This is a genomic window from Mycolicibacterium arenosum (assembly GCF_024320865.1).
Classification (GTDB): Bacteria; Actinomycetota; Actinomycetes; order Mycobacteriales; family Mycobacteriaceae; genus Mycobacterium; species Mycobacterium arenosum.
The window spans coordinates 536,935-549,420 of sequence record NZ_JANDBD010000002.1 but is presented as its reverse complement, the minus strand read 5'-3'; the positions used below and the strand labels follow the sequence as shown (position 1 = coordinate 549,420).

The window sequence follows — 12,486 nt, the reverse complement described above, 5'->3', positions numbered from 1 at the left end:
TCCGGCGGAGCGGAGCGATCACAGTTCTCTAACGCCTCGTCACGATGCTCGGTTGAGTTCGCCGGGCGCAGGCGGGTTTTCGCACTCCCATGTCGCGGTGATTCTGTGCAAGCGCAACTACTCGACGACTGCCCCACCGCGTGCGACCAGGCTCGTTCAGCGCGCGCATCGATTCCCCACCCGGCCGTCGACGAAGACGGACGAGGGTGACACGGGCCGTTTGCGACGCGCGTTTCGGCCGCCCATCCGACGCCGCCCGGTGCTCGTCGGCCGGTCGTTAGAGGGCCGAGCACGTCCGGAAAGCACGCCGTTCGTGTCAATCCGACCCGGTTTCAGCAACGAATCACCCGCAATGAGCGAGACCGTGGGAGTAGCCGCACCCCTGCTTCTGGGCGAGGTGCGGTTTCGGCGCGACGGCGATCGGCTGTGCGTGGACCACGCCCCGTCGGTGATGTGGTTCGCGCTGTACGTGCTCGAGCGCTGTCGAGCCGAACCCGACGTCGGGTTGAGCTACGACGGCTCCCTCATCACGCTGCGCGCAGCCAACGGAACGTGGGTGTGGAGGCTCACCGGTCGCCGGTGCGGCCATCGGTGGAGCACCGACGGCGAGCCGTTCGACATGGTCGAAGCCGTCTGGCCGGACTGAGAAGCGGCGCTACGCGGCTGCGCGACGAGCGAAGTCGTTCGGTAGCGAGAGCCGGAACACCTTCTTCCAGGCGGACGCGACCTGTCGGGGCATCGACCCGGTGGTGTACGTCAGGCCGTAACGCTCGAACAGGTCCTGAACCTTCGGCGCGATCTCCTGATAGCGGTTGCTGGGCAGATCCGGGAACAGGTGGTGTTCGATCTGGAACGACAGGTTGCCGGTCATGAAGTGCAGCAGTGAACTGCCGGAGATATTGGCCGACCCGAGCATCTGGCGTACGTACCACTCACCCTTGGTCTCGCCGACGATGGAGGTCTTCGCGAAGGTCTGCACACCCTCGGGGAAGTGCCCACACATGATCACCGAATGCGACCAGATGTTGCGCGCCAGGTTGGCGGTGAGGTTCGCCGACATCGTGGTGAGCGCCGACGGACCGGACAGCAGCGGATGCAATACGTAGTCGCGGATCACGTGTCGCTTGATCTTGGCGAGCACCTTCTTGCCGTCACGGCGCAGTCGCTCCCTGTCCCCGCGGCCCTTCACGTGCTTTCCGAGTTCGAGGTCGTAGGCGGCGATGCCGTACTGGAACAGGCAGGCGTTGATGAGATTCCACAGCGGCTGCGCGAGGTAGAACGGCATCCACTTCTGATCCTCGTCCACGCGCATGATGCCGTACCCGAGGTCGTTGTCCCTGCCGAGCACGTTCGTGTAGGCGTGGTGCAGTTCGTTGTGCGAGTGCTTCCACATGTCGGACGGCGACGCACTGTCCCACTCCCACGTGGTCGAGTGGATCTTGTCGTCGCGCATCCAATCCCACTGACCGTGCAGCACGTTGTGCCCGATCTCCATGTTCTCCACGATCTTGGAGATCGACAGGCCGACGGTTCCGACCAGCCAGGCGGGCGGGAACAAGGAGAACAGCAGAAGGGCGCGGCTGCCGAGTTCGAGCTTGCGCTGGCCCGCGATGACCTTGCGGATGTACGCGGCGTCGCGCTCTCCGCGATCGGCGATGACGTCGGCGCGGATGGCGTCGAGTTCCCGGCCGATGTTGTCGATGTCGTCGGCGGTGAGATGGGCGGTGGGACCGCTGATGCGGTCGGCTTCGAGAGTCGTCATGGCGATTCCTTGAGAGTCGAGGGGTAAGAACGTTGTGGCTAGAGGTCGATGTCGCAGGCGCCGGCGGCAGCGGAGACGCAGGTCTGGATGACGACTCCATCGGCGGCGGCGGTGATGTCACCACTGCGGAGGTCGCGGACGGCGCCCTGGCGAAGCGGTGCGACACAGCCGAAGCAGATGCCCATCCGGCATCCCGACGGCATGAGCACGCCGGCGTTCTCCCCGGCCTCGAGCAGCGTCTGCGCCCCGCCCGCGTCGACGGTGGTGTCGGACCTGGAGAAGGTCACCGTCCCCCCGTCGCCTGCTTCGACGACGGCGGCGCGGAAGCGCTCGGTGTGCAGGCGGTCCGCGATTCCCTCGGCGGCCCAACGCCGTTCGAGCGCGTCGAGCATTCCGGCGGGCCCGCACGCCCAGGTGTGGCGCTCGGTGAGGTCGTCCACCATGCTGCCGAGTTCGGCGGCGTCGAGCATCCCGTCGGTATCGGTGTGGCGTTCGATCAGCCGAATTCGCCCCTGGCTGGCCATCTTCCGCAGCTCCGGTCCGAAGATGACGTCGCCGGAGGTCGGGGCCGAGTGCACGACCACCACGTCCGACTGCCGAGCCGTCATGTTGCGCAGCATGCCCATGACCGGGGTGATGCCGCTGCCTGCGGTGAGGAACAGCACCTTGGCGGCCGCATGGTCGCCGAGGGTGAAGTCGCCGGCGGCCTGGTCCAACTGGACGACCGTGCCGGGCGTCGCGCGACGGACGAGGTGATTGCTCACGACGCCGCCGGGAACGGCCTTCACCGCGATCGTGATGCAGCCGTCGCCGCGGCCGACCTCGGACGTCAGCGAGTACGCGCGCCACTGGCGGACGCCGTCGACGTCGATGCCGATGCGGACGTACTGACCGGGTGTGTGCGTCCGCCAGCCGCGGCCGGTCCTGATCACCACGGTCGCGGCGTCGGGCGTTTCGGGCTCGATCGCGACGATGCGGCCGCGCAGCGTGGCGCTCGACCGCAGCGGGTCGATGACGTCGAGGTAGTCGGCCGGGACCAGTGGAGTGGTCACGCGTTCGGCGAACCTGGTGACCCGTGCTCGCAGCGCGTGTGCGGCGGGGCGGGGGGCGATCGCTGTCATGCGTTAATCCTCGCCGAATGTGCGCACAAATTCTTGGCCGCGCGGCGTAGTCTACCGGTGAGTAACTGTTCGGAGGGAACAAATGAGCCAGCCGCTACGTCGATTCACCGGGCTGCACATCGCCCCCGAGGTCGCCGATCGACTGCGCGCTGTGCTGCCGCGGATGGCCGAGGAGACCGTCGCGGCCATCACGGTGGAGGTGCCCAGCTACACCGACGCGTTCAGCGGCAGCATGGGCCAGAACATCGAGAACGCCGTGCAGATGGCGCTCGGCGCGTTTCTGCGCATCGCCACCCACGCCGACGACTCCCATCCCGCCGGGCAACTCACCGCCGCCTTGGACGGCGCCTACGAACTGGGCCGCGGCGAAGCCCGCAACGGCCGCTCGATCGACGCACTGCTCGCCGCCTACCGCGTCGGGGCGCGCGTCGCGTGGCAGGGATTGTCGGCGACGGCACTCGAGGCGGGCCTCGACGGCGCCACGATCGCCCGGTTCGCCGAGATGGTGTTCGCGTTCATCGACGAGTTGTCGGCGTCGAGCGTGTCCGGCCACACCGACGAGTTGGCCACCACCGGTCGCGCGCGGGAGCGCTATCTCGAGCGCCTCGCCCAGGCCCTCCTCGCGGGAGAATCGGAGCAGGCGCTGGCGGCGCACGCCGAGAAGGCCGACTGGCCCGCTCCTCGGACGCTGACCGCGGTGCTTCTGCCGACCGGGCAGGTACGCGGGCTCACCGCCTTCTTCGGTTCAGCGACGCTGCAGCTGAACGCCGACCTTCCCGGCCTCGACGACGCGGAGTCGATGACGGTGCTGCTGGTGCCGGACGTCGACGGACCCCGAAGGGGTGGTCTCACAACGGCACTCACGGGACGGCGGGCGTGGGTCGGCTCGACGCGGCCATGGCGCGAGGTGCACGTGTCCTACGACCGCGCCGTCCGATGTCGGTCACTTCCGGTCGCCGAGGCGGACGGTGTCGTGGACGCCGATGACCACCTGGTGCAGCTGCTAATCGCGGCCGACCCGGAGTCGGCGCACGATCTCCGCCGAAAAGCGTTGGCGCCGTTAGCGAATCTACGCCCGGACACAGCCGCCCGACTGGCCGAAACGCTGCGGTCCTGGCTGCTGCACCAGGGCCGTCGCGACGCCGTCGCCGCAGAGCTGTTCGTCCACGCCCAGACGGTGCGATACCGGATGACCCAGCTTCGCGAGTTGTACGGCCCACAGCTCACCGATCCCGACGCCGTCTTCGAACTCCTGGTCGCCTTGAGCGTGCCGCCCGCTTAAGCGGTTGTGTCCGTCGCACCCAACCGCAGGTGCTCGATGTGGAAGACCGCTTCGTCCAGCAGTTGCGCGACGTGGTTGTCGAACAAGCGGTAGACGATGCTCCGTCCGTTGCGCTCCCCCGCCACCAGGCCGAGCGCCCGCAGCAGCCGCAATTGGTGAGACACCGCCGGCTGCTCCATGCCGACTGCGGTGGACAGTTCGCCTACCGAGCACGGCGACTGGCGCAGCCGAGTCAGGATCATCAGGCGATTCGGAGAAGCCAAGGCCTGCAACGTTTCCGCGATCTTGACCGCTGACGCCGCGTCGAGTGTCGCCGGTGGCGTGGCGCGCCCGTCGACTCCGTGTCCCATTCCCCCATTGAAGCACGTGCCGACCTGTGCATATGACACATGTAGAGATTTAGATGTATACATGTGCAGACTGTTGACGACGACACCGGGGAGTTCCGTTGAGCACGATGACTGCGCCGCAGAGCCGTCAGGGCGCACCGGCAGCGCCTCGACTGGGCCTCGCCGGACTGTTGTCGGTCGCATCGGTGCGATGGGCGATCGCCGCACTGTGCCTGTTCCTCGTCGGACTCGCCGCCCAACTGCTCGACGCGCCCCCCGCCACGTGGTGGGTCTGCTATCTGGCGTGCTATCTCGCCGGCGGATGGGCACCGGCCCTGGAAGGTGTTCGAGCGCTGCGTAGTTGGAAGCTCGACGTCGATCTGCTCATGGTGGTCGCCGCCGTCGGCGCAGCAGGCATCGGACAGATCTTCGACGGTGCACTGCTGATCGTCATCTTCGCAACCTCCGGAGCACTGGAGGATGCGGCGACCAAACGCACCGAGGACTCCGTGCGGGACCTGCTGGACCTGGCCCCGAGTAGCGCCGCTCGGATCGACGCGGACGGACGCGAGGAACCCGTCCATCCGCGGGACCTGAGAATCGGTGATCAGGTCGTCGTCCGGCCGGGTGAGCGCGTCTCCGCGGACGGAATCGTGGTCGGCGGATCGTCCGACGTCGACGAGTCCTCGGTCACCGGAGAACCGCTGCCCGTCGACAAACTCGTCGACGACGACGTGTTCGCGGGCACGCTGAACGGCGCGGGCGTGCTGCGCATCCGCGTCACCCGGAACCCTTCCGAGACCGTCATCGCCCGGATCGTCGCGCTCGTCGGCGAGGCCTCGGCGACCAAGGCGGGGACGCAACTGTTCATCGAGAAGGTCGAACAGCGCTACTCGATCGGCGTGGTCGCCGCGACGCTGGCGTTGTTCGCCATCCCGCTGATCCTCGGAGCGGATCTCGAGAGCACGCTGCTTCGCGCGATGACGTTCATGATCGTCGCGTCGCCGTGCGCCATCGTGCTCGCCACCATGCCGGCCCTGCTGTCGGCGATCGCGAACGCCGGACGCCACGGTGTGCTCGTCAAATCCGCTGTCGCGATGGAACATCTGGCCGAAACGACGGTAGTCGCGATCGACAAGACGGGAACCCTGACCACCGGAACCCCGCGACTCACCGGCGTCGTACCCCGTGAGGATCTGGACGCCGAACAGGTGCTCGGGATCGCCGCCGGCGCTGAGCAGTTCAGCGAGCACCCGCTCGGACGTGCCGTCGTCGCCGAAGCTCGCCGACGCGGAATCGACATACCGGCCGCGACCGCCTTCCACGCCCGACCCGGCTGCGGTGTACGCGCCCACTGCGCGGGACGGGTCGTCGACGTGGTGAGTCCACGTGCCCTCGGAGGCGATCCGCTGCCCGAGGTCGTCGACGTGCAGGACACCGGGTCCACCGCAGCCGTCGTGGTCGTCGACGCCGTGCCAGTGGGGGTGCTGGGATTCGCCGACACCGTCCGCGAGGGCGCCGCCGACGCGGTGCGTGCCATCACGGCCGTGACGTCAGCACCTCCGGTTCTGCTCACCGGTGACAGCCGGCGCGCTGCCGAGCGCCTGGCTGCCGAGGTGGGCATCGTCGATGTCCGCGCCGACCTGCTGCCCGAGGACAAGGTGGCACAGGTCCGCCGCCTGCAATCCGGCGGGCACCGCGTGTTGTTCGTGGGGGACGGTGTCAACGACACGCCGGCCATGGCGGCCGCGCAGACGTCGATGGCCATGGGACGGGGAGGCGCCGATCTGACACTGGACACCGCGGACGTCGTCACAGTTCGCGACGAACTCGCCACCATCCCCGCCGTCGTCGCACTGGCCCGGCGAGCGCGTCGGGTCGTCATCGCGAATCTGATCATCGCGGCGTTCTTCATCACCGTGCTGGTGGCATGGGACCTCTTCGGGCACTTGCCGTTACCTCTGGGCGTTGCCGGACACGAGGGTTCGACGATCATCGTCGCCCTCAACGGGTTGCGCCTGCTCGGCAATCGAGCGTGGCGCGGCGATCAACCCGGTTAGCTACCTTGTCTGACATGTCGACACGTCCCGCACCCAAGGTTCCCGGCCGGGTGTTCATCACCGGCGCCAACGGTTTCATCGCCCGCAGTCTCGCCGCCCGGTTGCGCGAACTGGGGGCGCGTGTGACCGGTGTCGATCTCACGGCATCACCCTCTGACGGCGTCGTCGTCGGGAGCACGGTGAATCCGGCTCCGTGGGCCGAGCAGCTGACGGACGTCGACGTCGTGGTCCACACCGCGGCGATCGTGTCCAACGCCGCGCCGCTGGACACGGCGTGGGAGGTCAATGTCCTTGGCACCCAACGGGTGCTGCGGGCGGCAATCGCCGCCGGGGTCACCCGGTTCGTGCACGTCTCGTCGATCGCCGCGTACGGTTTCGATTTCGCAGACGGGGTCGACGAAACCGACCCCGTCCGCGTCAGCGGCTACAGCTACGTCGACACCAAGGTCAACTCGGAGCACGTCGTGCTCGCCGCCGACGCGGCCGGTGAGATCGCCACCACGATCATCAGGCCGGGCGACGTCTGGGGACCCGCTTCCAGACCGTGGACGATCATCCCCCTGGAGATGATCGCCAAGGGTCAGATGATCCTGCCCGCCCACGGGCGAGGCGTCTTCAGCCCGGCGCACGTCGACAATCTGGTGGACGGAATGGTGCTCGCCATCGCCTCCGAGCGGGCGGTCGGGCAGATCTTCAATCTGACCGACGGCTTCGGGATCCCGTGTTCGGACTACTTCGGCAGGCTCGCCGCGATGGCCGGCGGGAAGGTTCGCACGCTCCCGACTCCCGCCGCGCTCGCGCTGACGACGTCGCTGGGCGCCGTTCAGCGACGACTCGGCATGGAGAGCGAACTCACCCCGGCCACGATCGGCATGCTCACTCGGCGAGGCACCTACTCGATCGAGAAGGCGCGCACCGTACTCGGCTATCAGCCGATCGTGTCACTCGACGACGGCATGACGCGCGTGGCGCAGTGGGCCCGCGGCCAGGGGCTGATCGGCTGACGAATCCGCGGGTCGGTCACGCGTCGGATTCGGAGATCTGATCGGCGTCGATCAGCGCGGCCAGCTTGGCGTAGCCCTGGTCCACGCCGACCTCCATTCCGCTGCTCAGCCAGGCGTCTCGCGCTTCGAAGCTGTCGCAGAGCGACTGCGTACGCAGCCGGGTGCGCCCGGCGCCGAGATCCTCGAAGAGCAGCGTCTCCAGCGCGACACCGTCCGGCTCGCCCTCCCACGTGAAGGTCTGCACGATTCGGTCCGGGCGGACCTCGTGGAAGCAGCCGTGAAAGCCGAACTCCTCGCCGTCCCCAACGGCGACATAGCGCCAACTGCCGCCGGTGGTGGCGTCCCAGCGGTCGATGGTGGTCGCCATTCCGTCGGGCCCGACCCACCGCGCGAACAACCGGGGGTCGGTGTGCGCCCGGAACAGCTGGGCCGGAGTGGCCGCGAAGTCCCTGGTGATGCGAATGATCGGAACGGTCGGATCCGCTTCGATCGTTGCGGTCGTCGTGTCGTTCATGCCGTCTCCTCTTCCGCCGGGCGATGCCCGGTGTTCTCGTTATCCATTTCCGCCAGAACGGCGTCCAACCGTCGGTATCTGGCCTCGGCCCGCTGCCGGTACCGCTCGATCCACTTGGTCATGAGATCGAAGACCTCCGCCTCCAGGTGCACCGGACTGCGGTGGCCCGGCGCGGTCCGACTGACCAAACCGGCCTGCTCGAGCACCTTCAGGTGTTTCGAGATCGCTTGCAGGCTCACGTCGTACGGCGCAGCGAGCTGACCGACGCTTATGTCGCCGTCGGTCAGCCGAGCAACCAGGTCGCGCCGGGTCGGGTCGGCCAGGGCCGCGAACACCTGCGATAGCGGGTCGCTCATGTCACCTCTTTCTCAACCACTTGGTTGAGATACACCGTAGGACGGACCCCTTTCAGATGTCAACCACTTGGTTGACATCTACGGCGGATTGCGACACCCACCCCAACCTCGGCCGGGAAGAGTAGCGTCGGCGCTGCACGCACACCGATAGCAGATCCTTCTTCACCGGCCTTTCGAGAAGGCATCGCGCGAGGAGACCCATGATCACCAACCGCCTGCCGCAGCGTCGTTCGGGGGTAGCGGCGGCCGCCCTCGTCGTGTTCTCCGGACTCTCCAGTGCCGTGGCCTTTCCTGGCGTCGCGCACGCCGACGTGTGCGCGGGTGCCAACGGACGACACGTGTACGCGAGCGGATGCGTCGACGTCGCCGGGGCGATCGACTATTACGCTCCACCGCCGGCCTACTACGCTCCGTTGCCGGAGGACTTCGCGCCACCGCCACCTCCGCCCCCGCTTCCGAACGTCACCGCGTGCGTTGGGGCGACTGGACGACGCGGGCACGTCTCCGTAAGCGGTTGCACGTAGAGCATCTCGGAGACCGCGGAGTGGAAAGTGGCGCTTCCGCGTTCAGTCTCCGCGTAGGCGTCGCGCCAACTTCTGCCGGTACATGTCGGCGTCGGCGTGGCGGAGCAACCGGTCGACGTCGTCGGTCGCACCGCGCGTGCAGCCGACCGAGGCGCTGAGGCTCACCGACGCGTCGAGAGTGGGATAGCTCCCGGTCAGTGCGATCCTGATGGCGTCGGCCAGGGTCTGCACCCTGTCGGTAGCGGCATCAACGCACAGCACCACGAACTCGTCGCCTCCCAGGCGATAGGCCGCATCGGGTGGCTCGATCGTCTCCATCAGCAGTTGCGCGGCACGGGCGAGGACGCTAACGCCGACAGCGTGTCCGAAGGCGTCGTTGACGAGTTTGAACCCGTCCAGATCGACGAAGACGATGCCCACTGCCGCCGACGGGTCGCCTTCCCGGATCCGACCGATGTGTTCGGCGAACGCGTGCCGATTGTGCAGTCCGGTGAGCGGGTCCGTCAGCGCAAGTCGTGCGAGTTCGGCTTCGGCACGCCTGCGGGCGGTGACGTCTTGGAACTGGGCGACGATGACGTCGTCGCCGCCGTACGCGCCGGGTACCAGGACCGCATTGCGTTGCATCCAGATGGTCGTACCGTCGCGCCGGACGTAACGACGCTCCGAAGACACCTGAGACACCGAGCGGTCCTGCAAGCCGGCGAGGTCGGCGTTAGCCGATGGACGGTCCTCGGGGTGTACGAGTTCGCGAAAGTCCCTGCCGAGCAGATCCTCTGCCTCGTAGCCGAGCAGGGCGCACAACGCCGGGTTGATGTGCAGCGTGTGCGCGGACGTCGTCAGGACCGCCTTGCCGAACGGGGCGTTGGCCATGCTGATCTCGAACAGTCGCAGCGCCTCGTCTCGAGCGTGCTCGGCCTCGACTCGGGCGGTCACGTCGGTGACCTGAACGTAGAAGCCCTCCACCCGGCCGTCGACGATGTCGGGGAGGTAGGAGGCCTGGGTGTACCGGGTCATTCCGTGCTGATCGATGAGAGTGCGTTCGAAAAGCTGCTCCTCACCGTTCAGAACAGCCCGTATGTAGGGAAGGTTCAGCGCGTACACCGCTTCGCCGAGGACATCGCGGATGTGGCGTCCCCGCGCCTCCTCCGGCGTGAAGCCGAAGTAGTCGACATAGGCGGCGTTGGCCATGACATTGCGCAGGTTTCGGTCCCAGTAGCCAATCAACGCTGGAAGACGGTCCAGCAATATCCGCAGTCGACGCGTCTCCTCCTGCAGCGGCAGCAAATGTTGAGGGCTCGTCTCGTTCCGACTCGGCTCACCGAACACGTTCAGCAACAACGCACGCCCTTCGTATGACCACCGAGGCCGCGCCGACGAACAATGCAAAGCCGTCGTCGGACAATCGGTGCACGGCGTCTCGCGTGCCGGCCACCGGGGGGCTCGTCAGCTCGCCAGCAAATTTACATGAAGGTCAAACCCGCCGCAACGGCAAGGTTTCGCCGGAACAAACGGGCCTCCAGGCCCGTTCTGATCAATCTCTGTGGAGCTAAGGGGAATCGAACCCCTGACCTTCTCGATGCGAACGAGACGCGCTACCAACTGCGCTATAGCCCCTAGTGCCGGTACAGGCTATCAGCCGCCCTCGTCTCCGCGAAAACGCGTGACGCTACTGGCCCGCTGCCTGCGGCAGGTCGTACTCGCGGGCGTACGACACGTACTCGAGGTGCTCGAAAATCGGGTCCTCGTCGTCGATCTCCAGCACCACCGAACCGGGGCGCCGGAGTCGTGAAGGGACGACATCGAACTCCTGGTCCTCGGTGTTCTCCACCCCCAGCCTGGACCGGGACATGCGCTGTGCACGCCTGCGTCGCAGTTGCGCCTCGATGCGGGTCTGCCGGCGCAGATAGGCCAGATACAGCACGGTGATCGCGCCGATCGAGCCACTGACCCACCACATCGCGGTCGTCACGAAGAAGGCGATGAGCGCCGAGGCCAGGAGCGCGACGCCCATGCCCAGCAGCATCCGCTTGCGGAACCGGTACTTGCGCGCGCTGACCTTCGCCGCGGTCGCCGACTCGTAACGCTGGCTGCGGGCCCGCGACAGCGACGCCACCTGCTCATCGGGCGAGGCCTCCAGACCCGACGAGTCGTCGACGTACTCGTAGTCGTGCTCGGTGCCGTCGGCGTCCTGCTGGTCGTCGACCTCGTCTACCTCGTCTACCTCGTCCAGGTCCTCGAGTTCGTCGCCGTCGAAGTCGGCGTCGTCGACCGTCCGGATGGCCTGGGTCTGATCGAGGCGCGGTTCGTCGGCGTCGGCCTCCGCCGCGTCGAAGTCGAGCATGAGTTCGTCCTGCTGAGTCGCCGACGCCCCGACGGGCAGCGCACCCGAATCCTCCTCGACGATGTCGACATCGAGGTACAGCGAGTCGGTGTCCGCCTCGTTGGCCGCCAGGACGATGGTCTTACGAGGTGCGGTCTCGCCGTCGTCGCCGTCGAACTCGTCGTCGGCGTAGTCGTCGCTCGGTCGCCAATCCGGGTCGCTGTAGTGGCCGGCGGCCGGTCCGCGCCGCCGCAACAGCCGGGCGCCGCGGCCACCGCCGTTGAGCACTCGGGTCGCGAGTGCGACGTCGCTCGTCCGACGTACGTTGTCGCGCTTGCTGATCAGCATCGGCACCAGAACGAACAGCCAGAGCACGACGAGGGAGATCCACAGGAGGGATTGAGGAATGCTAGGCATGAGGACGGGTCCTTTCCCCTTCAGGCTAGGTCCGTGACCAGCGTGTCCAGGGACGACGCGCCGGGGTCAATTACACACCTGTAATTCGCCCCGATCAAGCACATCAGTCACAAATGTCACATCTGCAACACAATCAGCTCCAGCTGGCGTGTCCGGCCCGCACCAGCGCCGACGTTGCCGACCCCGACATCTCCTCGATCGTCAGCGCCACCAGAAGATGGTCGCGCCACGCGCCGTCCACCTCCAGGTAGCGGCGCAACAGGCCCTCCTCGCGGAAACCGACCTTCGCGAGCACCCTCCGACTCGCCGCGTTCTCCGGCCGCACCGTCGCCTCGATCCGGTGCAGCATCACCGGCCCGAATCCGTGGTCGAGCCCCAGCGCCAGCGCCGCCGTCGCGATGCCGCCGCCGTTGACCTCCTTGGCCACCCAGTAGCCGATCCACGCCGATCGCAGCGCTCCGTGCGTCACGTTGCCGATGGTGAGCTGTCCGCAGAACTCCCCGTCGAGTTCGATGGCATAGGGCAGCATCCGGCCCCGCCGCGCCTCCGCACGCAATCCCGAACACATCGACGGCCATGACGAAACAGCATGCCGCGCTTCCCAATTCACTTCGGCGACCGGTTCCCACGGTTCCAGGTGAGCGCGGTCGGCTAGCCGCGTTCTGCTCCACGCAGCGCCGTCGCGCAACCGCACCGGACGCAGCCGCACCAGGCCGGCGCGCACCCGCACCGGACCCACCGCCCTCGGCCAGCCGGGGTGCGCAGCGGTGTTTCGCCAGATGTTCACGGGCGTGCCG

General features: G+C 67.4%; 13 protein-coding genes and 1 tRNA gene. 5 read left to right on the top strand and 9 right to left on the bottom strand.

Annotation, left to right across the window (positions count from 1 at the left end; genetic code table 11):
• The first annotated feature begins 352 nt into the window (after positions 1-352).
• Positions 353-646, top strand: coding sequence for a hypothetical protein (locus NM203_RS06355; RefSeq protein WP_255058870.1), 294 nt, complete (start codon positions 353-355; stop codon positions 644-646).
• A gap of 9 nt (positions 647-655) precedes the next feature.
• On the opposite strand, the gene NM203_RS06350 is transcribed toward NM203_RS06355, so the two are convergent.
• On the bottom strand, positions 656-1,762 hold the full coding sequence (locus NM203_RS06350) for a fatty acid desaturase family protein (RefSeq protein WP_255058869.1): 1,107 nt from the start codon (positions 1,760-1,762) through the stop codon (positions 656-658).
• Positions 1,763-1,800: 38 nt separating this feature from the next.
• Positions 1,801-2,883: a ferredoxin reductase gene (locus NM203_RS06345; RefSeq protein ID WP_255058868.1), complete on the bottom strand. Its 1,083-nt coding sequence runs from the start codon at positions 2,881-2,883 to the stop codon at positions 1,801-1,803.
• 82 nt (positions 2,884-2,965) lie between these two features.
• Here NM203_RS06345 and NM203_RS06340 point away from each other — a divergent pair, with 82 nt between their 5' ends.
• The gene (locus NM203_RS06340) at positions 2,966-4,165 is read left to right on the top strand and encodes a PucR family transcriptional regulator (RefSeq protein WP_255058866.1); all 1,200 of its coding nucleotides are present in this window, start codon (positions 2,966-2,968) and stop codon (positions 4,163-4,165) included.
• Here the strand turns inward: NM203_RS06340 and NM203_RS06335 are convergent.
• Positions 4,162-4,515: an ArsR/SmtB family transcription factor gene (locus NM203_RS06335; RefSeq protein WP_255058865.1), complete on the bottom strand. Its 354-nt coding sequence runs from the start codon at positions 4,513-4,515 to the stop codon at positions 4,162-4,164. The two genes, NM203_RS06340 and NM203_RS06335, sit on opposite strands and share 4 nt — an antisense overlap.
• Before the next feature lie 107 nt (positions 4,516-4,622).
• Between NM203_RS06335 and NM203_RS06330 the strand changes: the two genes are divergently transcribed.
• Both NM203_RS06330 and NM203_RS06325 read left to right on the top strand, forming a co-directional pair.
• Complete coding sequence (locus NM203_RS06330) at positions 4,623-6,554, top strand: heavy metal translocating P-type ATPase (protein WP_255059137.1); 1,932 nt, start codon at positions 4,623-4,625, stop codon at positions 6,552-6,554.
• 14 nt (positions 6,555-6,568) lie between these two features.
• A complete protein-coding gene (locus NM203_RS06325; protein ID WP_255058864.1) occupies positions 6,569-7,558 on the top strand; it encodes an NAD-dependent epimerase/dehydratase family protein in 990 nt (329 codons plus the stop codon).
• Between the two features lie 16 nt (positions 7,559-7,574).
• Here NM203_RS06325 and NM203_RS06320 read toward each other — a convergent pair whose 3' ends face one another.
• Complete coding sequence (locus NM203_RS06320) at positions 7,575-8,072, bottom strand: SRPBCC family protein (protein ID WP_255058863.1); 498 nt, start codon at positions 8,070-8,072, stop codon at positions 7,575-7,577.
• Positions 8,069-8,428: an ArsR/SmtB family transcription factor gene (locus NM203_RS06315; RefSeq protein ID WP_255058862.1), complete on the bottom strand. Its 360-nt coding sequence runs from the start codon at positions 8,426-8,428 to the stop codon at positions 8,069-8,071. The genes NM203_RS06320 and NM203_RS06315 overlap by 4 nt, the downstream gene beginning before the upstream one ends.
• Positions 8,429-8,628: 200 nt before the next feature.
• On the opposite strand from NM203_RS06315, the gene NM203_RS06310 reads away from it, so the two are divergent.
• A complete protein-coding gene (locus NM203_RS06310; RefSeq protein ID WP_255058861.1) occupies positions 8,629-8,952 on the top strand; it encodes a hypothetical protein in 324 nt (107 codons plus the stop codon).
• A 42-nt stretch (positions 8,953-8,994) separates the two neighbouring features.
• Here NM203_RS06310 and NM203_RS06305 read toward each other — a convergent pair whose 3' ends face one another.
• The 4 genes from NM203_RS06305 to NM203_RS06290 all read right to left on the bottom strand — a co-directional run bounded on the left by NM203_RS06305 (position 8,995) and on the right by NM203_RS06290 (position 12,476).
• The gene (locus tag NM203_RS06305; protein ID WP_255059135.1) at positions 8,995-10,278 is read right to left on the bottom strand and encodes a sensor domain-containing diguanylate cyclase; all 1,284 of its coding nucleotides are present in this window, start codon (positions 10,276-10,278) and stop codon (positions 8,995-8,997) included.
• Between the two features lie 215 nt (positions 10,279-10,493).
• Positions 10,494-10,566, bottom strand: a tRNA-Ala gene (locus tag NM203_RS06300).
• Positions 10,567-10,618: 52 nt separating this feature from the next.
• Positions 10,619-11,689 carry a divisome protein SepX/GlpR gene (gene sepX, locus NM203_RS06295; RefSeq protein ID WP_255058860.1) on the bottom strand — a complete coding sequence of 357 codons (1,071 nt, stop codon included), beginning with the start codon at positions 11,687-11,689 and terminating at the stop codon, positions 10,619-10,621.
• A gap of 133 nt (positions 11,690-11,822) precedes the next feature.
• The gene (locus NM203_RS06290; protein WP_255058859.1) at positions 11,823-12,476 is read right to left on the bottom strand and encodes a GNAT family N-acetyltransferase; all 654 of its coding nucleotides are present in this window, start codon (positions 12,474-12,476) and stop codon (positions 11,823-11,825) included.
• Positions 12,477-12,486 lie beyond the last annotated feature (10 nt).